Source organism: Desmonostoc vinosum, assembly GCF_059505385.1.
In genome coordinates this window covers 1-26,043 of the sequence record NZ_JCACKM010000298.1, presented here as the reverse complement: position 1 = coordinate 26,043, position 26,043 = coordinate 1, and the positions used below count along the sequence as shown (strand labels likewise).

Annotated in this window: 23 protein-coding genes; 8 read left to right on the top strand and 15 right to left on the bottom strand. The window is 41.9% G+C overall.

The genetic code is table 11. From position 1 onward, the window contains the following. Positions 1–199: 199 nt before the first annotated feature. The 3 genes from AC5JMF_RS30960 to AC5JMF_RS30950 form a co-directional block, all read right to left on the bottom strand. The gene (locus tag AC5JMF_RS30960) at positions 200–2,293 is read right to left on the bottom strand and encodes an NAD(P)H-quinone oxidoreductase subunit 5 (RefSeq protein ID WP_495799536.1); all 2,094 of its coding nucleotides are present in this window, start codon (positions 2,291–2,293) and stop codon (positions 200–202) included. Positions 2,294–2,590: 297 nt separating this feature from the next. After that, the gene (locus AC5JMF_RS30955) at positions 2,591–2,974 is read right to left on the bottom strand and encodes a thioredoxin family protein (RefSeq protein ID WP_495799535.1); all 384 of its coding nucleotides are present in this window, start codon (positions 2,972–2,974) and stop codon (positions 2,591–2,593) included. A gap of 384 nt (positions 2,975–3,358) precedes the next feature. Next, a complete protein-coding gene (locus AC5JMF_RS30950; RefSeq protein WP_495799534.1) occupies positions 3,359–4,075 on the bottom strand; it encodes an NnrU family protein in 717 nt (238 codons plus the stop codon). A 312-nt stretch (positions 4,076–4,387) separates the two neighbouring features. Between AC5JMF_RS30950 and AC5JMF_RS30945 the strand changes: the two genes are divergently transcribed. The 4 genes from AC5JMF_RS30945 (at position 4,388) to AC5JMF_RS30930 (ending at position 9,170) form a co-directional block, all read left to right on the top strand. Next, the gene (locus AC5JMF_RS30945; protein WP_495799533.1) at positions 4,388–5,398 is read left to right on the top strand and encodes a LysR family transcriptional regulator; all 1,011 of its coding nucleotides are present in this window, start codon (positions 4,388–4,390) and stop codon (positions 5,396–5,398) included. Between the two features lie 100 nt (positions 5,399–5,498). Then, on the top strand, positions 5,499–6,881 hold the full coding sequence (locus AC5JMF_RS30940; protein ID WP_495799532.1) for a protein kinase domain-containing protein: 1,383 nt from the start codon (positions 5,499–5,501) through the stop codon (positions 6,879–6,881). Between the two features lie 28 nt (positions 6,882–6,909). Continuing rightward, entirely contained in the window at positions 6,910–7,968 is a 1,059-nt protein-coding gene (locus tag AC5JMF_RS30935) for a PstS family phosphate ABC transporter substrate-binding protein (protein ID WP_495799531.1), read from the top strand. A gap of 155 nt (positions 7,969–8,123) precedes the next feature. After that, the gene (locus AC5JMF_RS30930; RefSeq protein WP_495799530.1) at positions 8,124–9,170 is read left to right on the top strand and encodes a PstS family phosphate ABC transporter substrate-binding protein; all 1,047 of its coding nucleotides are present in this window, start codon (positions 8,124–8,126) and stop codon (positions 9,168–9,170) included. 54 nt (positions 9,171–9,224) lie between these two features. On the opposite strand, the gene AC5JMF_RS30925 is transcribed toward AC5JMF_RS30930, so the two are convergent. Then, a complete protein-coding gene (locus AC5JMF_RS30925; RefSeq protein ID WP_026082365.1) occupies positions 9,225–9,983 on the bottom strand; it encodes a Crp/Fnr family transcriptional regulator in 759 nt (252 codons plus the stop codon). Positions 9,984–10,291: 308 nt separating this feature from the next. Here AC5JMF_RS30925 and AC5JMF_RS30920 point away from each other — a divergent pair, with 308 nt between their 5' ends. Beyond that, positions 10,292–11,128, top strand: a complete 837-nt coding sequence (locus AC5JMF_RS30920) for a DALR anticodon-binding domain-containing protein (protein WP_495799529.1) — start codon at positions 10,292–10,294, stop codon at positions 11,126–11,128. Positions 11,129–11,302: 174 nt separating this feature from the next. On the opposite strand, the gene AC5JMF_RS30915 is transcribed toward AC5JMF_RS30920, so the two are convergent. The 3 genes from AC5JMF_RS30915 to AC5JMF_RS30905 form a co-directional block, all read right to left on the bottom strand. After that, positions 11,303–12,178: a Cof-type HAD-IIB family hydrolase gene (locus AC5JMF_RS30915; RefSeq protein WP_495799528.1), complete on the bottom strand. Its 876-nt coding sequence runs from the start codon at positions 12,176–12,178 to the stop codon at positions 11,303–11,305. Between the two features lie 33 nt (positions 12,179–12,211). After that, positions 12,212–12,448, bottom strand: coding sequence for a hypothetical protein (locus AC5JMF_RS30910; RefSeq protein ID WP_495799527.1), 237 nt, complete (start codon positions 12,446–12,448; stop codon positions 12,212–12,214). A gap of 196 nt (positions 12,449–12,644) precedes the next feature. Next, positions 12,645–13,352: a choice-of-anchor E domain-containing protein gene (locus tag AC5JMF_RS30905; protein ID WP_495799526.1), complete on the bottom strand. Its 708-nt coding sequence runs from the start codon at positions 13,350–13,352 to the stop codon at positions 12,645–12,647. A 382-nt stretch (positions 13,353–13,734) separates the two neighbouring features. Between AC5JMF_RS30905 and polA the strand changes: the two genes are divergently transcribed. Further along, positions 13,735–16,680 carry a DNA polymerase I gene (gene polA, locus AC5JMF_RS30900; protein ID WP_495799525.1) on the top strand — a complete coding sequence of 982 codons (2,946 nt, stop codon included), beginning with the start codon at positions 13,735–13,737 and terminating at the stop codon, positions 16,678–16,680. A gap of 220 nt (positions 16,681–16,900) precedes the next feature. Here polA and AC5JMF_RS30895 read toward each other — a convergent pair whose 3' ends face one another. The 6 genes from AC5JMF_RS30895 to AC5JMF_RS30870 all read right to left on the bottom strand — a co-directional run bounded on the left by AC5JMF_RS30895 (position 16,901) and on the right by AC5JMF_RS30870 (position 22,388). After that, positions 16,901–18,208 carry a dihydrolipoamide acetyltransferase family protein gene (locus AC5JMF_RS30895; RefSeq protein ID WP_495799524.1) on the bottom strand — a complete coding sequence of 436 codons (1,308 nt, stop codon included), beginning with the start codon at positions 18,206–18,208 and terminating at the stop codon, positions 16,901–16,903. A 185-nt stretch (positions 18,209–18,393) separates the two neighbouring features. Further along, a complete protein-coding gene (locus AC5JMF_RS30890) occupies positions 18,394–18,903 on the bottom strand; it encodes a hypothetical protein (RefSeq protein WP_495799523.1) in 510 nt (169 codons plus the stop codon). 3 nt (positions 18,904–18,906) lie between these two features. After that, positions 18,907–19,779: an MBL fold metallo-hydrolase gene (locus AC5JMF_RS30885; protein WP_495799522.1), complete on the bottom strand. Its 873-nt coding sequence runs from the start codon at positions 19,777–19,779 to the stop codon at positions 18,907–18,909. 120 nt (positions 19,780–19,899) lie between these two features. Next, a complete protein-coding gene (locus AC5JMF_RS30880; protein ID WP_495799521.1) occupies positions 19,900–20,136 on the bottom strand; it encodes a type II toxin-antitoxin system HicB family antitoxin in 237 nt (78 codons plus the stop codon). A 147-nt stretch (positions 20,137–20,283) separates the two neighbouring features. Continuing rightward, positions 20,284–21,237, bottom strand: coding sequence for a heme o synthase (locus AC5JMF_RS30875; protein WP_495799520.1), 954 nt, complete (start codon positions 21,235–21,237; stop codon positions 20,284–20,286). Between the two features lie 191 nt (positions 21,238–21,428). Next, positions 21,429–22,388: a COX15/CtaA family protein gene (locus AC5JMF_RS30870; protein ID WP_495799519.1), complete on the bottom strand. Its 960-nt coding sequence runs from the start codon at positions 22,386–22,388 to the stop codon at positions 21,429–21,431. Positions 22,389–22,771: 383 nt separating this feature from the next. Between AC5JMF_RS30870 and AC5JMF_RS30865 the strand changes: the two genes are divergently transcribed. Continuing rightward, positions 22,772–23,926, top strand: coding sequence for a glycoside hydrolase family 10-like protein (locus tag AC5JMF_RS30865; RefSeq protein ID WP_495799518.1), 1,155 nt, complete (start codon positions 22,772–22,774; stop codon positions 23,924–23,926). 23 nt (positions 23,927–23,949) lie between these two features. Here the strand turns inward: AC5JMF_RS30865 and AC5JMF_RS30860 are convergent, their stop codons facing one another. Beyond that, a complete protein-coding gene (locus tag AC5JMF_RS30860; protein WP_495799577.1) occupies positions 23,950–24,189 on the bottom strand; it encodes a helix-turn-helix domain-containing protein in 240 nt (79 codons plus the stop codon). 225 nt (positions 24,190–24,414) lie between these two features. On the opposite strand from AC5JMF_RS30860, the gene AC5JMF_RS30855 reads away from it, so the two are divergent. Beyond that, positions 24,415–24,651 (top strand): hypothetical protein, encoded by a 237-nt coding sequence (locus tag AC5JMF_RS30855; RefSeq protein ID WP_495799517.1) that lies wholly within the window; start codon positions 24,415–24,417, stop codon positions 24,649–24,651. A gap of 70 nt (positions 24,652–24,721) precedes the next feature. Here AC5JMF_RS30855 and AC5JMF_RS30850 read toward each other — a convergent pair whose 3' ends face one another. Further along, positions 24,722–25,744 (bottom strand): zinc-dependent alcohol dehydrogenase, encoded by a 1,023-nt coding sequence (locus AC5JMF_RS30850; protein WP_495799576.1) that lies wholly within the window; start codon positions 25,742–25,744, stop codon positions 24,722–24,724. Positions 25,745–26,043: the final 299 nt, after the last annotated feature.

The following is a 26,043-nucleotide window of genomic DNA, read 5'->3' as shown; positions in this document are numbered from 1 at the left end:
TTTACCCTTTTTGACAATTCAAACAATACTGTTCAGTAATAACAGTAGTGCATTACTCTCTCGAAGAGAGTACCCTACGAATATTTAATTGTTGACTATCAGCCAAAAAAAGAGCCTAAATTTAGGCTCAAAAAAAATTTGGGGAAGGAGCCTAATTTAGGCTCCTAAAAAACTTTGGGGTTTGAAACCGATACAGAAATCAAGTAATACCAAAGACAATCACTAAACCCAAAACAGCCCCAAACACAATTAAGGCATAGAACTGAGCGCGACCGTTTTCTAGGTATTTCAGACCTTCGCCACTGACAAGAGTGAAAAAGCCTGTAAGATTTACAGCACCATCAACAACGCGGAAGTCAACTTCCATGACTTGTCTGGCAAGGCGACGCAAGCCAAGAACAAAGACACGATGGTAAATGTCATCAAAATACCATTTGTTGAGAGATAGCTCATAAAGTGGTTTGATTTTAGCGGCGATCGCTGCCGGGTCAATCTTACCGTACAAGTACATCAGCGAAGCCAAGGTGATGCCAATCAAGGAAATTCCCACTGAACCCCCCGCCAAAACATAAAATTCTGTCGGGTTGAACTCTGCGGCTTTTTCTATCACCTCAGAGAGGCTTTGAGTTGGAGAAAAGATAAACTCCTCAAAGTAGTTAGCATAAGGAGTTCCTGCTAAACCAATCAAAATCGAAGGTACAGCCAAAACCACCAAAGGTAGGGTCATTGTCCACGGTGATTCATGAGGTGAATCACTGTGATGCCCATGAGAATCATGGTGGCTGCCAGTTGCTGCTAGTTCGCCCTTTTTCATTGCCCCAGGGCCAAAAGTAGGCGCAGGTTCTTCTGCTTCCAATTCCAAAACGATTGTTGCTGCTGCTTCCTTAAGCTTTTGCTTAATTTTCTGGTCATTACCCCGGAATTTACCTTCAAATGTCGAGAAATACATTCTGAACATGTAGAAAGCAGTGATACCAGCAGTTAACCAGCCAATCAACCAGAGAAAGGGGTTAGCCTCAAAAGCTTTACCGAGAATTTCGTCTTTTGACCAGAAACCGGCAAAGGGTGGCATCCCAGAAATCGCTAGACAACCAATTAAGAAAGTAATGGCTGTAAATGGCATATACTTCCGTAGTCCCCCCATTAAGCGCATATCTTGCGCTAAGGCGGGGTCATGACCAACGACTCCCTCCATGCCGTGAATTACAGAACCGGAACCCAAAAACAGCATCGCCTTGAAATAAGCGTGCGTCATCAGGTGGAATAGTCCCGCAGAGTAAGCGCCTATCCCCATGGCCATCACCATATAACCAAGCTGGGAAATGGTGGAGTAAGCTAAGCCCTTTTTAATGTCATTTTGGGTAATGGCGATACTTGCCCCCAAAAACGCTGTAAATGCCCCAGTATAGGCAATCACGTTCATTGCGGCTGGAACGTGTTCAAATACTGGATACATCCGGGCAATCAAGAAAACACCCGCTGCCACCATAGTTGCTGCGTGGATCAAGGCAGAAATGGGTGTAGGGCCTTCCATCGCATCTGGTAGCCAGACATGGAGGGGGAATTGAGCTGACTTAGCTACCGGGCCCAAGAACACTAAAATTGCAAACAGAACAGCCAGAAAATTGCTGATCGAGCCTGATTGCACTAGTTGTGTGAGGCGATCGCCCATCACATCAAATTCAAAGCTTCCTGTCGCCCAGAACAGCCCCAAAATGCCAAGTAACAAACCAAAGTCACCAACACGGTTGGTCACAAATGCTTTTTGAGCTGCGTCGGCTGCTGACTTGCGATCATACCAAAAGCCGACTAGCAAGTACGAACACATCCCGACCAGTTCCCAGAAAATATAAATCTGTACTAGGTTGGGGCTAACCACCAGACCCAACATTGAAGAGCCAAATAAGCTGAGATAGGCGTAAAACCGCACGTAACCTGGATCATGAGCCATGTAGCCATCGGTATAAACCATGACTAAGAAAGCTACTGTTGTCACAATCACCAGCATCAGGGCTGTCAGGTGGTCAATAGTGTAGCCCATGCTCAGGTGAAAATTGCCTGCTGCCGCCCATTCTAAAGTGCGGATATAAGGCGCATGTCCTTGAATTTGACTCCACAACAAGGCAAACGAAAGCCCCATAGCTGCTCCCATGAGGGAGATAATCGCTACAGCGTTGAGCTGCCGCAGGCGATTTGTCACCTGATTCAACGAGATTAACCCTAGACCGACCAGCATTGCCCCAAGAAGAGGAAATACCGGAATCAGCCAGGCATACTGATAGATTACTTCCATCACTGACGCCTACTATTAGAATTCTTGACTAAATTTCGACAGTAATGCTAACGGTATTCGTCGCAAACTGCCCAGGTTGGAACTGTTAATAATTGTGACACACACCCTTGAGGATAAAATACCCCACCCAATGAGCTTTGGGTGGGGTGTTAAGCATGGTTTTATATTTGGGGACTGGGGACTGGGGACTGGGGACTGGGGACTGGGGATTGGGGATTGGGGACTGGGGGACGCGGGGACGCGGAGAATAACCAATGACAAAAGACAAAGGACAATTCCCAATTCCCTATTCCCCAATTACGCCAAACGGCATCCCAAGTCTACTGTTGACCTAGTGTAGGCTTGAGAAGAATTGCCATAGCTAACTTTAATTTCCTCTAAAGCTAGACGTAAATCGTCTCTGCCGCGAAAACCTTCTAAGCGATCGCGGACTATACCATTTTCAATCAAAAGTAAAGTTGGTAATGACTTTAATCTATATGTAGTAGACAATTTGAAATTTTGGTCGGCGTTGACCTTGACTAATTTAATTTCTTCCCCACATTGGGTTTTAAATTGCATCAACAGTGGGTGGATGACACGACACAAGCCACACCAAGGTGCTTCAAAATTAACTAAAACAGGAATTGGGGATTCTAAAACTTCTTGAGTAAATGTCCGCTCACTAACCGACAACACCATGACGCCTCTTGGATTATAAGGTTCTTATATCAAACTAGCTATCAACAGATTTAATGATTAACAAGCCAGTGAAGGCTGATAAATGCTTTTAGGACATAGAGAACTAGACAAAAATTAAGTGTGTGAACATAGGTCTTATAAAAAAGTCAGTGCTACATTAACGATGGCTCTTGTGGATTTTTTGAATCTTGATTGCCATAACCGCTGGATTATTCCCTAACACGAGGAAACTTACCAGCGACTACTAATATAAAATCTTCAACTAACCCAGTACAACCCCTATGACAGATGTTTGAATCAATCCTACATTGATTCGGTAGCAATTGATCAGCTAATATTTTTGCCTGCTGAGTATTTTTTGCTGACATTGGGGATCACTTAAGGCTACCATTTTATCCTACTAGTTACTTCTAGCAACAGTGGGTGTAGCCACCAAAGTACAGCCACAAAAATGGCGACTCCGAAATAGGCAGGGCGGAAAAATTCCTGCCATTTGATAGATTGACGTCCGTCCATAATTGCTGCAAAGGGAATAGTTGAAGTTCGCTGTTTGACAATTTCAAAGGCTTCTCCATAGCGATAACTCAAACGGCGATCGCCATGCCAAACTCCAAACAAATGATGTAGCACCAATCCGAAAGAAGTCACAAGGGTAAAGCTAGTACCAAGCCAAAGAGAATGAGCAATACACCAAATGACTTGTCCCACCATCTGGGGATGACGCGTTATACGCATAATTCCCGTCTCATAGAGATGGACTTGAGGCTTTTGAATAGCAGCAATTTCTAGTAGATTGAAGGTAGCAGGATATAAAAACAAAAACGAAATCGCTGACAGCACCCAAACAACTTCCCGCACTCCCGGTACTCCTTGCACCTGCCAAAGTGATAAACCATCATAGCGGTGGTTGAAAAAGTAAACAATTAGGATTACAGCCAACGGTAGGCTGACTAATGCAAAAAAAATCCGATAGAGCCTTGGCCCAATGTATTTTTCTGCCCAAGGACGCAAGGCAGCACCCCCACTGTGAGCGATCGCAAAAGCTATTTGTAACCCAAGCATGACAAAATGACTGGGGGTTAACCAAGGAGTCAGCATCATAAGCAATTCAAAATTCCAACTTCAACATTCAAAATGGAAAAAACCAATCACAGCGAGCATCCTGGCTAGTAACTGCTTGCCAATTAAAGCAAAGCAATGTAGGCACAAGTGAAGTAATTTAAAGAAAACTTAATTCAGTACAACCAATACCACAAAGTATTCAAAAGGGGACTTTAGTCAAAATGTTGTAATACTGTCTTTTTCGAGTAAAGCCTTCAAGTTGTAAGATGCAACAGATCATACTCGGCTAATTGCTGTGAAACCTAATTTGTTGCCAAAGCCGCTCCTTTCAAAGTTTGTGGGTTGAGCCTTATGTCTGACCTTCCTTTCACTTTAGATCAGTTACGTATTCTAAAAGCGATCGCACAAGAAGGGAGCTTCAAGCGCGCCGCTGATAGTCTCTATGTCTCCCAACCAGCCGTGAGTCTACAAGTCCAAAATCTAGAACGGCAACTGGATGTCCCCTTATTTGATCGTGGAGGACGCCGTGCCCAATTAACCGAAGCTGGACATCTACTTTTAAGCTACGGTGAAAAAATCCTCAGTCTGTGTCAAGAAACCTGTCGCGCTATTGAGGATTTACAAAATCTTCAAGGCGGTACTTTAATTGTTGGTGCTTCTCAAACCACCGGCACCTATCTTTTACCCAGAATGATCGGCATGTTCCGTCAAAAATATCCCGATGTAGCTGTGCAACTGCATGTCCACTCTACCCGACGAACTGCCTGGAGTGTAGCCAACGGACAAGTGGATTTGGCTATCATCGGTGGTGAAATTCCCGGTGAACTAGCAGAATCTTTGGAAATTCTTGCCTACGCTGAAGATGAATTAGCGTTGATTGTGCCCGTATTCCACCCTTTTGCCAAACTAGAAACAATCCAAAAAGAAGACCTATATAAGTTACAGTTCATCGCTCTCGATTCTCAATCGACTATTCGCAAAGTCATTGATCAGGTATTAGCACGCTGCGAGATTGATACAAGACGTTTTAAAGTTGAAATGGAACTGAATTCCATAGAAGCGATAAAAAATGCTGTGCAGTCAGGTTTGGGAGCTGCTTTTGTCTCCACTAGCGCGATCGCCAAAGAATTACAGATGGGTGTGCTACACTGTGCCCCAATTGAAGGTGTCGTTGTCAAACGGACACTGTGGTTGATTTTTAATCCCAACCGTTATCGATCCAAAGCAGCAGAAGCCTTTAGCCAAGAAATTTTACCTCAATTTGCCAATCCAGGCTGGAATCAAGACCTGTTCAAGCTATCACAAAAAAACATAGCAGTCACCACATTGGATGCAGCAACACCAAACTCAGATGAAGGCTAAAATCTAGTCATTAGTCCTTTGTCCTTTTGCTAATGACTTGTGACTAATGACTACTTGCCCTGAGTGAAGTCGAAAGGGTGACTGATGACAAAGCACAAAAATGGAAGTTTACTGCACTCGTCCACACTGTCCACGCCCTCAAAACTATTGTGCGGACTTAGATGACATTACGACACTAAAAACAACTCAGCAAAAATACTGTACCACTTGTGGTATGGGACTAATATTAGATGGGCGCTACGTACCAATGAAGCTGCTGGGAAGAGGCGGATTTGGAGCAGCTTTTTTGGCACGCGATCGCCGTATCCCCGGAATGCGCCAGTGTGTAGTTAAGCAATTTCAACCACGGGGCAATTTAACTTCAACTCAGCTACAAATGGCACAACAGCTATTTGAAAGAGAAGCAGAAGTCTTAGCACAAATAGGCAACGAACACGAACAAATTCCAGATTTGTTCGCCTTCTTTCCAGTAACAGTTAATAGCTTATTGCCAGGACAGCAAGACCAGTTTTTTTACCTGGTACAAGAATATATTGATGGGCAAAACTTAGAGGAAGAATTAGCTCTAAAAGGTAAATTCTCAGAACAGGAAGTTTTAGAAGTACTACAAGAAATTCTCAAGGTACTAAAGTTTGTCCATGAAAAAAACATTATTCACCGAGACATCAAACCATCCAATATCATGCGCCGTCGTGACGGCAAACTCTTCTTACTAGATTTTGGTGCAGTCAAGCAAGTAACAAGTACCTCATCTAGTTCTGCTGCTTCTACAGGAATTTATTCAATGGGATTTGCACCGCCTGAACAGATGGCTGGCGGCCAAATATTTCCATCCACCGATTTGTATGCTTTGGCCGTAACTGCGCTCAATTTATTGACAGGACAAGAAGCAATACAGCTATTTGATACATATACCAATCAATGGAATTGGCGATCGCACGCAGTTGTTAGCGATCGCTTGGCGGATATTCTAGATAAAATGCTCCGATCTGCGGCTAATCAACGCTTCCAGTCAGCCCAAGAGGTTCTAGATGCCTTGGGATCAAAGCCTGTCGCCTCTGCACCAATAAATCCACTTCCCACACCCCCGCCACAAGCTTCTCATCCTGTCATTCCTTTCCCACCAACTCAAATCACGTTTTCTATAATAGAACTATTGAGTGGAGCAGCATTCAGTGGATTTGAGGCTGCATTGATCGCGATCGCCCTTTTTAGTTTATTAAAATCACCAATAGTTACCTTAGCTATTTCTACCTTGATTGTCAGTTTCCTCGTATTTGCCCAAACTAGGCGGTGGATTGAAAAGTTAGATTTACTAATTATTCCAGGAATTACATTTGGGATTATTTTTTTTGTTCCCCTTTTACAAGGCAGTTTAAACATTAAAGAAATAATTATTTTGGCATTAGCTGCTGGATTGGTAGCTATTGCGTTAACATCCCTATTTCGCCTAATTTACAAATTATTATCTTTAATACTTTAAAAAAAACTTCTGGTGCTAATAGCTACCTATGTCTCAGAAAAACGAAACACTCAGGCTTTTCTTGGCTGCTGTTGTCTCTGTTGGCTTAGTCTTTAGTGGGTTATGGTTTCTCATGGAACGATGGGCGCAAATAAACCCAACTAATTCCCAGCAGTCAAATTCTTCTAATCAAACGAAATCAAATAATTCCCCTACTTCTACAAATAACCCAACCAACGAATGTCCATCATACTTCCCACAAGGAATATTCAACTATGGTGGTAGCACCACTTGGGCACCCATTCGTAAAGAAGTAGAACCAGTACTGAAAAATCTATGTCCTCAGTTTGGTTTACGCTACACTCAACCACCATCTGGTAATCCAGGATCTGGAACTGGCATTCAGATGTTGATAGATAATCAACTAGCTTTTTCAGAATCTTCTCGTTCAGTTAAGGCTGAAGAACATACACAAGCACAGCAAAAAAAATTTAGTCTCAAAGAAATTCCAGTAGCAATTGATGGCATTGCGATCGCTGTCAACCCCAGCCTTAATATACCCGGTTTAACCGTTGCCCAACTTAAAGACATCTACACTGGTAAGATTACTAACTGGCAAGAGGTAGACGGTTCTAATTTACCCATTACAGTTTACTCTCGTAGCAAAGAAGCTGGAGGTACAGTAGATTTCTTTATTGAAAATGTTCTCAAGAAGGATAACTTTAGTACTAATATTAACTACGTTGGCACAACCACTGAAGCATTACGAAAAGTCGCTGCGACTCCTGGCGGCATTTACTATGCTTCCGCTCCAGAAGTTGTACCTCAATGTATGATTAAATCCCTACCAATAGGGCGTACAAGCAATCAACTCGTCCTTCCCTACCAAAAACCCTTAGTAACTCAATCTGAATGTCCTGCCAAACGCAATCAATTGAATACTCAAGCATTCCGTAGTGGGGACTATCCAATTACCCGTAACTTATTTGTAATTGTTAAACAAAATAACCAAACAGACCAACAAGCAGGTGAAGCTTATGCAAATTGGCTGTTAACATCTCAAGGGCAAGAACTCATCGAAAAAACGGGATTTGTCAAAATCAAATAATTAAACTAGGAAAAATTAGCGAATCAAGGTAAATAATTACTCTTGAAGGCGAATTTGTCGAAATTTATTCATAAAATAGCCACTCTCCCCTACAATCTCTAGTAGCAAACACTCATCAAGCATCTACACAGAGAGGACAAGCAGAGTAATTTACTATGTCCCAACGAAACGAAACACCTATTCTTGTCTTGTCCCTCCTAATTACAGTTGGGCTGATAGCTGGCGGCTTCTGGTGGTTCAGTAAAAAGTCTGGTTTTGACCTTAATAAAATTAGTTCAGACACCACAAAAACGCCTCTCACTTCACCAGGACAACCCAAAAGCAAGACTTTTACCTCCATACAAAATGTTCCCACAGGTCTATTCAATTATGGAGGTAGTACTTCATGGGCACCAATTCGACTAGCAGTTGACGCAGCAATTCAAGCAGCACGACCAGAGTTTCGCCTGCGTTATGTAGAGCCTAGTAGTGGCGAGCCTGGTTCCAGTACAGGTATCAAATCTCTCATTGATGGTCAAATAGCTTTTGCTCAGTCTTCACGACCATTACGAGATGACGAACTAGCTCGTGCCAAACAGCGTGGATTTGAGTTGAAGCAAATTCCTGTAGCAATTGACGGGTTGGCAGTAGCAATTAACCCTAGCCTCAATATTCAAGGACTAACTATAGACCAGTTGAAGTCAATTTACACAGGCAAAATAAACAATTGGAGCCTGGTGGGCGGCCCCAATATTCCAATTAAGCCCTATTCCCGCCGTATTACTGATGGCGGTACAGTTGAGCTTTTTGTTCAAGACGTATTGGGTGGTCAAGCTTTTGGCTCCAATGTGGAGTTTGTCTCCACGACCACCCAAGCCTTGCAAAAATTAGCTGGTAGCCCTGGTGGCATATATTACGCTTCTGCCCCAGAGGTGATTCCTCAATGTTCAATCAAAGCCTTGCCGTTGGGGCGAACGCAAGGACAATATGTTGCTCCTTACCAAGAACCATTAGTTCTCCCTTCTGAATGTCCTGGTAAACGGAACAAATTGAACATTGAGGCTTTTCAATCAGGAAAATACCCAATTACCCGCAATTTGTTTGTGGTGGTCAAACAGAACGGTCAGACTGAGCAGCAAGCAGGTGATGCTTACGTCAACTTACTGCTAACTGAGCAGGGACAGGAACTGATTGCCCAAACAGGGTTTGTCAAAATTCGCTGACACCTGCTATCGATGGTAGACAGAGTAGCGGTCATCGCAGAGCTGAACTGCGCTTTAGCTGACTCTATTAATCGACTCTGCTGGCAAGCAAATTAGATTGTCTCCCTGAGTGAGGATCAAGCCACGTTGACGTAACTTGCCCATCAAGCGGGTGACAGTGACACGAGTCGAACCAATTGCACTACCAATTTGGGCATGAGTCAGTGGAAAAGGCAGACAATAACCACGAATCACATCAGGATCAGTTTCGCTCATTGCCGGCTCTCCATATTCCTCAATCAACAATGTCAGGAATCCTAAGAGTCGGTCAATTGTGCGCCGTTGCCCTAAAGCACTCAGCCACAGCAGCTTACGCTGGTGCTGATACCTAAAGGCATCCATAACTTCGCGCCGGAAGTGAGGCCAATTGTCTAAGTCATGCCAGTACATCCACAGCACCGCAGTTTGGTCAACATGGGCGTAAGCCTGGAGTGTGAATGGAGACTGAGCAACAATTTCAAACGGCTGTCCTGCTCCAACAAAACCCAAGAAAGCCTCTTCTGGAGTTCTGTTGATTCGTCGAGATGTTAACTGACTAGCAGTAGCACTAACTTGGGCAGTTCCTACCATGCGGATCGCACCCCTTTGCACCAAGTACAGCAATCCAGGTCGAGCTGGAATGCGCTCATCTTTGCTAAAGGTGCGGCAGCGGTAGTGTTCTTGAGCCCAGTCAAGAATCCGTTGCCAAGTTAAAAAAGGCCGTGAAGCCTCTGAAAAGGAGGATGGAGATTGCATAGGTAACAAAGAGCGTTCGGCTGAAGACAAAGACGTCATAAAAAGGTGCAAGGAGTGTCTTTGTGTTAATGAGGTAGGCTTAACGCCTAACAGCGCCAGCCATCCAAAAGAGTAAAAAGCAATTTGCTCGTTACTTCTTTTGTTATACATCCTACTGTACAATGATGGTAGTAAAGTTTACTCACTATTCATCGATTATTCATTAAATTTTATCCAACTCTCATTTTTCTTTATTTAGATTATACTTATATCTCAAGACAGATGACAGAAAACCAACAGATATCACTGTAGAATAATTGACTCAAGACTACGTGCATTATAAGCTACTAGTTAGCAAATACACATCATTGAAGCAGCTAATAAATAGTCAATTAGTTACGGTATTAAGTATTTATACTGGCAGCAACAAAACTGTAAGCATAGGAAATAAAAAAATTCCTCTATATAAAGATAGAAATAATAGTAAATTAGTGTATGTCTCAAGTCTGGCTTTAGGGCTGTCCAAATCTCAGAATCAAAAAGCAATGGAGACAGCCAGTGCGATCGCCTTCCATTTATTAGCGATCGCTGGCGGCGTTTTTGATGTCAAAATAGTTTCCCCTGGTTTGATACATTTACAAGTAAATGACCAGACACTAGCAGCTTGGTTGCAAAGTCTCGTGTTCGGTAGTATAAAAGTACGTGAAAAAATTGGGAGAACAAGAGATAAGAAAAAATTCCCCGTCTCTGATTCTTTATTTGCTGCTCAACACGCTCATGCACGTTGCTGCTCACTAATATTACTAGCTCACCGAGAGGGATTAATTAAACTTATAGAACCAGTTCCAGATACTAGTTTAAGGTTCTGGAATGTTAACTCCTCTAACCCCATACCTTGGCTAAACAGCGATCAAACACTGCGTCTAACTCACCCAGATGAGTATCAGCTAATTGCTGAATTAGTACAAGTAATAGATAACGCAGAGTGCCCTGACTTTAAAGGTTATGTAAACTGGGAAAAAGTGGCACTAGATTTGAGCAAAGCTTTTGAAAATTTCTGGAGTAGTTGCCGCATTTGGGGTGAAGTCAAAATTTTTTCACAAAAGCTAGCTCAAGCAAGACTTGGATTACTGATGGCTACTCAATCTGTATTGAGGTTTTTGCTAGAAGAAAAATTAGGTATTTTTGCGCCTTTGGAGTTGTGAATCGATCACACCTCTCACCAAATAAAAACTTTTATAACAGGCTATTGACTAAACAAGTCCTCTCGGCTAAATTATCAGGTGTGTGAGGAGCGAACCAGCAAGGACACCGAGACGAAACACGGCCAGTCGTCGGTGTCCTTTCTGATCTCAAGAGTGTAATTTTGAGACAGCCCCCTACAATAGCAAAAATTTTTCAATTGCGATTGCAGCTCCGTCTTCCTCTACATCAGGAGCCACCCACTGAGCGATCGCCTGAACAGGTGTTGGTGCATTACCCATGGCAATGCCAATCCCGGCATATTCAAGCATTTCTAAATCATTGAAGTTATCACCAATAGCCATAACGTTAGCTCTTTGTAATCCCATCAATTCTTCAGCTAGGTAACATACAGCAGCGCCTTTGTTAACACCAGCATTAGTAGCTTCAAAGAAAGTTGCAACAGAAGTGGTAAGATAAAGTTCCGCTGGTGTGTACTGGCGACGTAAATTACCTAATAGCTCGTTGATGACATCTGTGTCATCGCACAAAGCCAGAATCTTAGTTGGTTCACTAGTTAAAACTTGGCGTAAATCACCTACTGGAATTGGCGTTACACCACTACGTTCCCCATAAATTTGGCTTTCTCTAGTTAACTCCCGCACGTATAGCTCGTCATTAATATAGAGGTGGACAGATAAGAGCGATCGCAACTGAGGCTGTTCAAAATAATCGATTAGTTGGTGAGCAATTTCCCTAGAGACAGGTAAATGACGATGAATTCTTTGGGTGGCTGGATCTTGAATCCAGGCTCCCTGATAGGCTACTAATGGCAGCATAGAGCCAATTTCTTGGTGAAAGCGCACAGCTGAGCGATACATGCGACCAGTAGCAATTGTTACCTGAATTCCCCGTGTTTGCGCTGCGGCGATCGCTTCCTTGACAGATGCGCTGATGGTATTTGAGACTCCAGAAATTGTGCCATCTATATCTAAAACCAGTAATTTGATATCTTGTAAAGCTGTAGCTTGATCGTTAATAGATGCTAAGTTAGCGGCAGAGGTTTGTTGCATAAATTCCCAAGGATTTGACTCAATAAGAGGTTATCAGAGCTGGAGACAATACGAATGGTTAACAACAAAAAGTCTATTGTAGAAACGTTGCGTTGCAACGTTTCTACAATAGACTTTTTGCAAAAATACTTGAACCGTCAGAGACTCAAGTCTCTGCCTAATAGCAAAAGTCCGTTGAAACGGACTAAAAATACTGTTATTAGTCGGTTGAAACCGACTTGAGTTATCAGCCAGAAAATTTATTTTCTGGCGAGTATCCGACTTTTGCAAGAGGTCTAATTTTCAGCCAAAATAAAAACCCAGATTATCAAAAAATCTGGGTTTTTTACATTTAGATAAAAAGATGATTCTGACAGTAGTTTAACAGGCACTTACCTTTCAAAAATTATTTAATGTGCCTTTTGGTGAGTAGTTTGTAGTAGTAGATGTCATTGGGTGAGTTTTATCACCCAGTTACAAATGTCGATTAGTTAGAAGCCTTGAGCCAGCTTTTTTTACGTTGTGATAACAAACCAAGTCCTGCTACTAAACCGATACCAATTGCCGCAGAAGGTTCAGGTACAGATTGAGCTGATTCGTAGTCATAAGTGACTGCGACAGTTCCCTTAGCAAAAGTACTGATCATGCTCACAATATTTCCAGAACCAGTCACATTTGAAGTAGCTATAGCTGAGAATAAAAAGTCGAGGTTGCCAGTACCAATGAAACTCTGTAACATTTGGCTATTGGTGATAGTTGTCTGGTCTGATTGTGTGGCATTCAACCCTTGCAGACTTCTTCCAGAGGGTGTATTAAAGTCAATTTGACCATCAAATGGAGAAACATTTTGGAATGTCTGAGATGTTTGAGGGCTGATATTAAATAAAGAAGTATTACCCAGTTTTAGGTTAACGTTACTACCGAGTTTAACTGTAATATTAGCGGCTGTTGACCCTGTATTTTCAAAGCCGATATTTCCGTTAATATCACTAGTAAACTTCAATGTTACACCTTTCAGTGTGCCCAGAGAAGAGTCAAACTTCTGAACACTGATAGCTTCATCGACAACATTTGTAGCTTTGAAATTTGTAGAACCATTGTAGGATAAAGATACTGCGTTTGCACTGCTGGCGGTGGCTACGATACCTGCTAAAGTTGTAGCAGCTGCTAGAGTATTAAAAAGTTTGGTTGCCATAGGAAATTATTTTCTCAAACTGGATAACTGCGAGATTGCTAACCTATTTCTAACTTGGAACTTTTGTTTGTAGGCTTGCTGAATCTACCTAACTTTGTGTAAAGCTTTGATGACGAAAAAGGTTCGATATAATCAGCCTTTGAGGAGAGTGTATAAAGTTTTGTTAAGCTTAACAACTGCTGTTTTAGTACTGATAGCCGCTCGTTGGTACACACAAACGCACCTAAAATTTTTGCTGTTTAGCATCTGTACCAGATTCCGCAAATGTGTAGATCTACAGTAAATTATCCATACATTGCCTGATTTATTTGTGCTGACACTCCAAATAAGCAGTTTAAATTACAGCAGTTTTGTGTCGAAGGCTTCTGGTTAGAATATATTTATGTCTGAAATTTCTAATTCTGTAACTGCCACACGTCCAACGTTCATCTTGGTAGATGGACACTCCCTAGCGTTCCGTTCATACTTTGCTTTTGCCAAAGGGCGAGATGGCGGACTGCATACCAAAACAGGAATTCCTACCAGTGTATGCTTTGGCTTTCTCAAGTCCTTGCTGGAGGTAATGGCGACACAGCAGCCACAAGCAATGGCAGTAGCTTTTGATTTGGGCTTGCCAACCTTCCGCCACGAAGCAGACGATACCTATAAAGCTGATCGTCCAGGTACACCAGAAGACTTTATTCCTGATTTAAAAAATTTACAAGAGTTGCTCAATGGCTTGAATCTGCCAGTTTTAACTGCCCCAGGTTATGAGGCAGATGATATTTTGGGAACCTTAGCACAAAGAGCAACTGCTGCTGGGTATAGAGTGAAGATTCTTACTGGCGATCGCGATTTATTTCAATTAATTGATTTAGACAAGCAAATTACTGTTCTCAATTTTAGTCCTGACGCTCTGAAGCGTTCTACTAATAGTATTACAGAATTTGGGCCAGAACAAGTAAAAGAAAAACTCGGTGTTTTACCTTCGCAAATTGTTGATTTTAAAGCTCTTTGCGGTGATAAATCAGATAATATTCCTGGAGTCAAGGGAATTGGGGAAAAGACAGCTGTACAGCTGCTAAATACCTACGGTTCTCTTGACCATATTTATGCTGCATTAGATGACATTAAAGGAGCAACTCAAAAAAAACTGGCAGCAGGTAAAGAAGATGCTCAAAGGTCTCACTATTTAGCAAAGATAGTTGTGGATGTTCCTGTAGAACTTGATTTAGAAGATTGTAAATTAACAGGTTTTGAGACAAGCATCCTTATACCAATTTTAGAAAAATTAGAATTTAAAACTTTTTTAGGTAAAGTTAACGAACTTCAACTAAAGTTTGGTGGCACAGTTGGAGAACAGCTAGCCGCATCAATTAATACAGAATCAACTGATTCTGTCTCTACAAACCAAGAGATCGATGAAGATAGTGATTTGTGGTTTTTTAGTGCTGCTGAAACAGCAGCAGCTACGCTACAAGCTGTTTCACCAATTCAGCCACGGATCATTAATACCGAGGCTAAACTAACTGAGTTAGTGAGCTTATTACAACATTTTACCAACCCAGAGATACCCGTTGCTTGGGACACTGAAACTACTGACTTAGAACCAAGAGATGCTGATTTAGTGGGAATTGGTTGCTGCTGGGGAACAGAACCGGATGAATTAGCCTATATTCCTATTAATCACAAAAGTGGTGAGAATCTCAATCAAAATGTGGTGTTAGAGGCACTGCGATCGCTGCTAGAAAGTGCAGATTATCCGAAAACATTTCAAAACGCCAAATTTGACCGCTTAGTTTTCCGTTGTCAAGGAATTAATCTAGCAGGGGTAGTTTTTGATCCCATGCTAGCAAGCTATCTGATAAATCCAGATTCTAGTCATAATTTGGGTGAATTAGCGCAGCGGAATTTAGGGTTGATTACAAAAAATTATGTAGATTTAGTTCCCAAAGGTAAAACTATAGCTGATATTGATATCGCAACTGTAGCAGATTATTGCTGTTTGCAAGTTTATGCTACGTTTCAACTTGTACCAAAGTTACGAGAGCAACTAGAAAAAATTCCAGCTTTGTATAAACTATTGGTAGATGTGGAACAACCGCTAGAGAGAGTTTTAGCGGCAATGGAATATCAAGGTATACGTATTAACTCAGCTTATTTGCATGAACTTTCGCAGCAGTTAGAAATAGATTTAGCAAAGTTACAAGAACAAGCTACTGAAATTGCTGGGGAAACATTTAACTTAGGTTCTCCGAAGAAATTAAGCCAAATATTATTTGAAAAATTGGGATTAAGTACTAAATATTCTCGAAAAATTCAAACAGGATATTCTACAGATGCAGCAACTCTAGAAAAACTCCAAGAAATTGATACAACTGGCTTTGTTGATGCGATTATTGAGTATCGAACTTTATCTAAATTAAAGTCTACTTATGTTGATGCACTGCCAGCATTGGTACGTCCAGATACTCAGCGGGTGCATACCAATTTTAATCAAACTGCAACGTCAACAGGCAGATTATCTTCTTCCAATCCCAATTTACAAAATATCCCAATTCGTACTGCTTTTAGTCGTCAGATTCGTAAAGCATTTTTACCAGAACCTGGTTGGTTGATGGTGGCGGCTGATTATTCTCAAATTGAGTTACGAATTCTGGCACATTTAAGTCAAGAACCTGTATTGGTGCAAGCATATCAGCAAAATGAAGATATTCATACAGTCACGGCGCGTTTGGTGTTTGAAAAAGAAGATATAACATCAGATGAACGCAGGATAGCAAAGACTATCAATTTTGGCGTGATTTATGGAATGGGTTCTCTCAGATTCTCGCGTTCAACTGGTATAGATAAAGCGATCGCTAATGAATTTATCAAGAGATTTAACGAACGCTATGCGAAAGTTTTTACATATTTGGAACGCATGAAAAAAGAGGCGATCGCTCAAGGTTATGTAGAAACTATTCTCGGACGGCGTCGTTATGTTGAGTTTACTAATAATAGTTTACGCAGTTTGAAAGGTCGCAAATTAGAAGATATTGATTTGAGTAAACTGAAGAATTTAGGCCCTTATGATGCGGGTTTACTCCGTTCTGCTGCTAATGCGCCAATTCAAGGTTCGAGTGCTGATATTATCAAAATTGCCATGGTGAGATTGCATGAGGTTTTACGAAAATATCAAGCACGTTTATTATTACAAGTTCATGATGAATTAGTGTTTGAAGTTCCTCCGCAAGAGTGGGAAGAATTACAACCGCAAATTAAGTCTGTGATGGAGGGTGCAGTACAGTTGAGTGTACCTTTGGTCGTGGATGCACGTGCAGGTGAAAATTGGATGGAGACGAAATGATGGAGAATTGGGAATTGGTGAGACCAGCCCCCGTCTTGGCGGTCTTTGTGACGATAGCGCAGCGTAATTCGTAATTAAAAAAAGGGGAATTATGTTCCCCTTGTCAAGCTATTTATTAATCAGATATTTTTTATTAGACTTCTTGCAAAAGTCGTTCTTTTTGCGTTCTTCTTTGCGCGGCAGTGGCTACTGTTTAGAGCGATCGCCCCTACACCTGGATTTACAATGTTAAGGATTGAGCGTCTGTTTCAATTGACTTCGCTAAATCTTGCAGGAAAGCCGCAGCATCTGCACCGTAAATAATGCGGTGATCGCAAGTAATGTTTACCTGCATTTGTTGCCGCACAGCAAATAAACCGTCAGGTGTGGCTACAACTTGCGGACGAGATGCACCGATGGCTAAAATTGAACCCTGTCCTGGCGGCAAAATTGCATCAAATTTGTCTACGCCAAACATGCCTAAGTTGGACAAAGTAAAAGTACCGCTGTTGTATTCTTCTGGTTGCAGTTGTTTTGCCCTAGCTTTATCTACTAAAGACTTCCAAGTACGCGATAGGGAATAAATATCTACCATATCTGCATTTTGCAAGACAGGTGTAATTAATCCTCCACCATCCATCGCCACGGCTACAGAAATATTAATAGCAGAATGATAAACAATACCCTGTTCTGAATAGCTAGCATTCAACAGTGGATGTTTTTGCAACGTCACCGCTACAGCTTTTGCTAGTAGCGCTGTCATTGTCACCCCTTTAGATTTAATCTGTTTGTAAAGCTTATCTAGCCCATCAGTAGTAATTGTGTAACCCACTCGGAATACAGGCACAGCTAAACTAGCTACCATGTTTCGCACTACTGCATTTTGCAGGGTGGTCAAGGGCACGATTTGACCTGGAACAACGGATGCTACTACGGGTGTAGGTGTGGGTGCTGGTGTTCGAGGTGATGGTGCTACTGGGGTGGTAGTTGGTGTAGGTGCGATTGGAGTTACTGGTGCAGTAGGTTGCTTGCCTTTGTTAGCAACCAGCTCTACATCCTCAGCGATAATACGACCGTAGGGGCCACTACCTTGAAGATTACTTAAATCAACTTTTAACTCTTTAGCCAACTTGCGGGCACGGGGCGAAGCCACAAGCCGTCCTTCTCGGTGATTAGACCCATTTTGAGATGCTAAAGCAGGTGTTCCCACTGAAGCCGCTACTGGGATTGGTTCAACAGAGGTAGCAGCAGGAGTAGCGGCGGCATCACCAGAGTTAGCAAGAGACTTAGCGGTTTCGATTTCAGCTTCTGTTTCGGCGACAAAAGCGATCGCTGCTCCCACTGAGGCAGTTTCACCAGCTTGTACTATGATATGGGCAAGGTATCCTTCATAAAAGGTTTCCACGTCCATATCTGCCTTATCTGACTCAACCACCACTACTGTTTCGCCTTTTTCCACTTTGTCGCCTGGTGATTTTACCCAGGAAACGATTTTACCTTCAGTCATGGTGGAACTGAGCGCCGGCATAAATACTTCATGAATGCTCATAGGGTGGCTTAGAATCAATAATTTAGTGGACTTTAACAGCTTTTCTCAGATCGAATTGTATCTTGACCAGGGAGTTTTGGATTGAAGACTTTTCAATTCGCCATTTACGGAAGTAATAACAGACCGATTGCCCCATAAATTTCGCTGGCGATCGCACTCATCAATTCAAGTCATACAATCTTGAATTATTGCCGTACTTCTGGCGGTGGGTTGAATACACCACTGTTGTATTTATCCCACAGTGTAGATAGCAACCTGCGCCTTTTTTCGGCAGATGCAGAATAGGCTTCAATCTCAGCCTGTACTAACCTTCTAATAAGCGACTGCTTGGCTAAAGCCAATAATTCTCTTAGTTCGGTCTCTGAAAAAGTTTCTTCTAGTTGGGCAACGTATTTGGCTTCAATATAGTTCCACCCAGCTTCTCGTACAAAAAGCGCCTGCATCCAGTCCATGAATTTGTTGTTTCTTGTTGGAGGAACTGCTATTTCAACACTGTTACCAAGATACAGATCATATCGTTTGGAGATTCCGGTTTCTGATAAAACGGCTATTGCTAAGTCTGCCTTGGATTTGGTTGTAGTTACCATTTCTGGGCGGATTTCTCGTGAAGATGTCTGCTGAGAGTTAGCTAAACATCCAACTAGCAAGATACAAAACACTAACAGAAGCATTAAAAACGGTTTAATTTTGACCATTACTTAAAAGCTTTCCATCCATTCAATACACTTGTGCATTTGCTGGTGCATGGTATCAACATCAGCGTGAAATCTTCGCCCATGACCTGGTAACACCCACTCAAAGGAATAATTGGCTAATTGTCGCATTGATTTAATTTGTTCTGACCACGAATACCAGCAGAAATCGTGGAAGGCAGCCAATTGATGGTAGCTTTCTGACCAAGCAAGATGGTCGCCAGTGAAAAGATATTTGTTTTTGTAAAGTAATACTGTGTGTCCTTCGGTATGACCGGGAACTGGGATAATTAGCAAATCTGGAGTTAAAGTAATTGGTTCATTGCCTGTTAGTTGTATTTCTACATTGCGGGTATTAGCAGAAATATCTTCAATATGGAGGATGCGATCGCACTTAAAATGTTCAACAAATTTTTGATGATCTGCGATATCATCTTTGTGAGTGAGGTACATGTAACGAATGGGGCCCATCTCTTCTAAGCGCTTTACCAAAGGTGGTGTAAAGCGAGGTGAATCCACCAGAATATTCCCATCGCGAAGTTGAATTAAATAGCTAGCAGCACCATAGGATTTTTCGGAATGATAGCCGCAATGGTAAACATTTTCGTCTACTAAAATTGGAAAACTTTCTTGAGCAATTTTGATATCTTTTGGTTTTTCAACTGTACCAATCGAACTGGTGGGACAAGCTAAAAGTGCTTCTAGCGCGGCTAATCTTTCGGTTTCATTTGTTGGTTGATGATAAACTGCTGATTGTTCACCAACACGAGAAAATACTTCAGGAGTCATCCAGCGACAGGTATCGCAATCAATGCAGGTGCTATCTACATAAAAATCGCCGTCGGTATTTTGGGGACGACGCATATTTAAATGAGCCATGTTATACCTCTTTATATCCAGAGATTGATTCTACCTATGATTATTATGTTAGCAAAAGTGACTTCAAACTATGGATGTCGCTAGACGTAATTTTTTTCAAAATAGAGAAGAAAGTAAAGTTTAATTTAGGTTATTTGTAGCGTTCGTAAAATTCAACGTTGGCAGGGTATGACCTAAGCGTAATCCTAGAATAATCCACCCCTCAAGAGCATCTTGCAAGTTCTCACGGCAGGCTTCTAGTGTTGCAGCATTTGCCCACACTCCTTGACAGTCAGGAATTTCACCGTAAAAAGTTCCATCTTCAAGCAACTCATAGGTTGCTTTGTGCATTGCTATATTAATGTAATTTGTTAACATTTTTATTTTATTTTTTAGGTGCAGTCTTTGTTGATGATGAAAATTCTACTGACAATTGTCAATAGTTGAAATTGAATTTTATTTATAAAATTTTTAACATACGATCGCGTTCTGAAAAAGCAACGCGATCGCTGTAATTAATCTCCTTTAACTAATTAAATGCAACTGATTTCCTACTGCATTAATTAGATGATGAGTTAGGGGAAGGCTATCAATTACCATACCCAAACATAACAGCATCATGTAGGAGATGGAATAAAGAAATAAGTCTCTAGCTACAGTCCGATCTTCTGGATTTTGCAACAAGCGCCAAGATTTATAGATAAATAATCCTCCCAAACTCAAGGCGATCGCAGCATAGACAATTCCACTCGCTTTTAAGGGATAAACCAATAATAGCGTTGCTGCAACTGTCATTAAGGTGTAGTACCAAATCTGCTTTACAGTTGCTATATCACCTACAACTACCGGTAACATCGGTATGCCAACTTTTGCGTAGTCATCGCGGATCATCAGGGCTAGTGCCCAGAAATGGGGGGGTGTCCACAAAAAGACAATCGCAAAAATCAACCATGCTGCCCAGCTTAAAGTGCCGGTGACAGCGGCCCAACCCACCAACGCCGGAATTGCCCCAGCAGCCCCACCAATGACGATATTTTGGGTGCTGTGACGTTTCAACCAGTGGGTGTAGACGAGAATGTAAAAGACAATGCCAGATAAAGCCAGTAGGGCGGCTAGAAGATTGGCAAATACTGTTAGTAAGGTAAAAGAAATCGCAGCCAGAGCGATCGCAAAAATCAGAGCATCACGTGGCTGTACCTTACCTGCTGGCATCGGACGATGGCGCGTCCGCTCCATATCATAATCGATATCTCGGTCATAGATACAGTTGATTGTTTGGGCACTAGCAGCGGCCAAAGTGCCACCAATAAGAGTTACTAGCAACAGCAATGGGTCTACTTGTCCCTTAGCGGCAATCCACATACTCCCAGCAGTGGTAATCAAAAGCAACGGAATAATCCGAGGCTTTGTTAACTGGTAGTAGCTTTGAATTACTTGTAGAAATGTTTCGTGGTGGCGAGAGACATTAGTCTCAATCATGTTGGCTCTAGTTCCTTATTTTTCTAACTTACAGGCAGCTAATCAATTATCAGTTACTTGTACTGAGAGGCTTGCCTTGAGCGGAGTCGAAAGGAGTCGAAGTATCAGTTAATCTCCATCACTAAAAGTCCAGGATTTTAACCTTGGATAAATACCTTTGTATGTACCTTTTTATGTGAATTGATAACTGTTCACTGTTCACTGTTCACTGATAAACCAACGGGATAAGCGTTGATTTCGCGGCTAGTAGCCCAGTCACGTAATGCTAGAACTGTAAAAGCTACCAAAGTGCCTAGCAAAGCAGCGCCTATAGCTTGGTGAGAGACGGTGAGAGGCTCGACTTGGAGATGTAACTTAAAAGTGGCAATCCCCAACAAGATTTGTAAAATTAATAACCCACCAGCCATATTTGCCAGTCGTCGCAAAGCTGGATGTAGTGCTGGTGTCCGCCAGGAAATCAATATCACGGCCAAGGTTGCTGCTGTTGGCGGTACTAAACCAGCAATATGGCTGTACATCACAGAACAAAGTTGAGAATCGCCAAAGCATTGATGTAGTGCCCAGCGAGACCCCACCAAAGCACCTAGTAAGCTTTGCAAATAAACTAGTACTGCGGCAGTTAAACTTACCCAAGGTAATTGACCAACAGTTCCAGTTCCTTGATAGGGTGTGAGTGCTGTACCAACGATGAGGAGTGTGGTAAAAAACAACAATGCTGTTCCCAAGTGGGCGGTGACGATATCAAACCGTAACAGCTCGGTAACGGTGAGTCCGCCTAAAACTCCTTGGAAGACGATTAAAAATAGGGCAAATGTGGACGCCCAAGGCAACCAAATAGGTAAGGAACGACGATGCCACCAAGATAAACCAGAGAGTGCGATCGCGCTAACACCAATCAAAGCTGCGTCCAATCTGTGAAACCACTCTAAGAATACTTGGAAATTCATTTGTTTGGCTGGCACCAATTCTCCGTAGCATAAAGGCCAGTCTGGGCAAGCAAGTCCAGCATTCATCACGCGAGTGGCAGAACCTATCGCCATCAAAATTAAGGTGGCTATGCACATTCTCCACACTAAGCGACGAATCACTTCTTTGGGCTTTTGCTGCTCAGGTGCCGCTTCATTTTGTTGTTGTAGGACAAATTCACTCATTAACGTTACCTTCTGCCCGCTCTTGGTGGAATTCTCAAATTTTCAATTTTCAACACCTACCCATCTTTACCCTAGCGTATTCAACTAGGGTTTATGGATTGGCTTTCATCTATACTTTGGATCACTCCAGCTACTTTTAGCTGTAAGCTTTAGGTATTTTTTAAGATGTCAGCAATTAATTAATCACGATTAATTTTACTAATCTAAATTTTTCCTTAAATTTTTTTATTGGTTAATTAATACTCTTGACAATATTCGATAAATTTATTGCACTTCGATGAGAAAATTAGCTAAAAAATTAATAAAAATTTCGGACTAGGGAAGGTACCAGAAGATTAATACATCAAAGCGATCGCTTTTTGTTCTCCACTAACATTAAGAGAATGCTGCAACAGACAATAGAAACGCGGGGTGTTTGGCTGACAATTACCGATAGTCAGGTTCTTCGTTCTCAGCAAAGTATTGCTGAAGCAATGGATTTCCTCGCCCAGACAGGATTTAATGTGGTGTTTCCTGTGGTTTGGAACAAGGCTGTTACCTTGTATCCCAGTTCCACAATGCAGCAAACTTTTGGTGTGGAAATTAACCCGTTGTGCCAGGGACGCGATCCCTTACAAGAAGTAATAGTTGCAGCAAAGCAGGTGGGATTAAAAGTCATCCCTTGGTTTGAATACGGCTTTGCTAGTTCCTATAATTTGCAAGGTGGGATGTTGTTGCAGCGAAAACCTCAATGGGCAGCTCGTGATTGTCACGGTAATTTATTGAAAAAAAATGGCTTTGAATGGTTAAATGCGCTTGACCCTCAAGTACAGGAATTTTTACTCAAGCTGGTGCTGGAAGTAGTGGAAAATTATGATGTTGATGGTATTCAAGGAGACGATCGCCTCCCTGCGTTACCCAGTGAAGGTGGCTATGATCAAGTAACTGTCACTCGCTATCGTCAACAATTTCACCGCAATCCACCCCAAAACTCTAAAGATAGGCAATGGCTACAATGGCGTGCAAATATTCTCACGGAATTTTTAGCCTGTCTCTACCGTCAGGTGAAAGCTATTAAGCCTAATATGCTGGTATCAATGGCCCCCAATATTCCTAATTGGGCACTGCAAGAATATTTACAGGATTCACCCACATGGTTAAATCAAGGGATAATTGATATAATTCATCCGCAGATTTATCGACGCGATTTTAAGAGTTATCAGGCGATCGCTTCTAAGCTAGCCAATCAATTTCCCAATGCCACATCGCCAAAGTTAGCACCAGGAATTCTTATTAAGCTGGGGTCTTACTGCATTAGTCCCGAATATCTGGTGCAAGCAATTAGCTGTAATCGCCAACTTGGCATTTCAGGAGAGGTTTTCTTTTTTTACGAAGGTTTACGAGATAATCACGATGCATTAGCTAAAGTTTTGCGAAATGGCCCCTATGCTAAATCAGCTTGTTTTCCTACTTTGTCAGATTTAAGTAAAGAAGGCTTTGCGAATCACAGTTCATCTTCAATTTGGCAGTCAGTGGTGAGATTGATCAAAAATCTCTAATGCTTGCTAGCGATTTGTAACTATTAACTATTAGGCTGTTTCGCCTTAGAATCAAGTTTGTCTTCTTCATAAATTAATAAATCCCCTGGCTGACACTTCAGTGCCTTGCAAAGCGCATTCAGCGTCGATTCGTCAATTCTGGTGAAACGACGACGATTTTTTAGTTTGGAGATAGAAACAGGATTCATGCTACATAAAAGAGCTAATTCTTTATTACTGATATCTCGCTCAGCCATTATAATTGCCAATCTCCAGTGAATCACCACTAAGTTGATGTCTCTAACGTTGCAAAGCAGATGCTAACATTTTGAGTTATAGATTACTGATTTATTAAACTTACAAACTATTAATTTAGCCTTAGCGTTTACAAAAGTAGCTTTTAAAGCTATAACTACATTAGTAGTTATAGCAGAGCGATCGCCCCTCTTGCCGGCCAAACTTGAGAGCGATCGCTTGCTCACCAGATAAATACAAGGTGATACTTTAACATGATAGAACCTCGTTCTGTTTCAGAGCTACTCAAAGCGCCCATTCCTGATGCACCTCAAGGCAAGCAGCCTGTCCGACTTCTAGCCTGCGGTGCTGCCAAAAGTGTAAATAGTATTGTTTATCAGTTGTACGTTCTCGGCTTTGCTGAAATCTGCGAATGGACTCCGGCTTTACCTTCTCCTGTTACTGGTGAGGTAATTAGAATTTTGACTCGCTATATGAATCCTGGCAACTAACATTTAATTGCGATCGCTTCTAATTAACGCAAGTGCAAGGCGATCGCAAACCCACACAAATTAATAACCTCTAAGGAATCATCGCTACCTTAATCACCTTGCGGGCTTTCATCTCATCAAACACCTGTTCTAAATCTTTTAGTGGACGCTGTTCGCTGATGAGTAACTCAAAAGGAATTTGACGACTGGCTAACAATGATAGTGCTGCCCGTACATATTTTGGTGTGTTATGAAATACACCTTTTATTGTAATTTCGTTGTAGTGTAGCTGTTCTGTATTAACAGTAATATTTGTATCTCTTGGACATCCACCAAATAAGTTGACAGTTGCACCAGGACGGGCAGAGGCGATCGCAGTTTCCCAAACACTAGGTACGCCAGTGGCTTCGATCACCACATCCGCACCCCAGCCTTGTGTCAAGTCTTTCACCACACTCGGTATGTCTGGGATTTGATGATAATTAAAGGTATGAACTGCACCAAGTTTTTTACCAATTTCTAGTCTGTGGTGATTGCCTCCCCACAGTAAAACCTCAGTAGTATTCGCCAAAGCAGCTACAAACATCAGCCCAATTGCCCCATCTCCTAAAACAACCACTCTATCTTTGGCTTTGACGTTGGAACGTGCTACACCATGCAGCACACAAGCTAAAGGTTCGGTCATCGCTGCCAATTCTCCAGGCAATTGTTCGGGAATCTGTAATAGATTATGTTGTACTATTGGTGCGGGAATTTTTAGGTATTGGGCAAAAGTCCCATTATTCCAGGTTAAATTTGGACATAAGGAATACTCTTGGCGTTGACAAAAAAAGCATTCCATGCATGAAGCAGAATTATTAGCGACGACGCGATCGCCTATCTGCCAGTCGGTAACGTTTTTACCTAAAGCCACAATTCGTCCAGCGGCTTCATGACCAAACAGTGTTGGCGGCGTTAGCATCCTGGCATGACCACCACGACGCCAGACCTTTAAATCTGTACCACAAGTAGTAGCTGCTTGTACTTGGATTACGACTTCACCAACTGTCGGAGTAGGGTCAGTAACTTCTTCTAAGCGTAAATTTTCTTGTCCATAAAGTAACGCTGCTAACAAAGTTTTTAACCTATCAACTAACTCCATCCGATTTTACCAGTTGGAGATAATTGATAGGTTAAAGCTACAGAACTTACACAGTGTCATATTTGTCAGTAGTAGACTTAACTTAAAGTCTTTGTTTGTAAATATAGAAGAAAATTACGTCTGATGTGAATTAGGAATACCGTTGATGAATGCAACAATAGCCCTCATCTCCCAACCTCTTCTCCCAAGCGTGGGAGAAGAGGAGCAATTTCAAAGCCCCTCTCCCAGTTTGGGCTATCCATTAGTCGCATCTTTCTTAACATTGCTGTAAG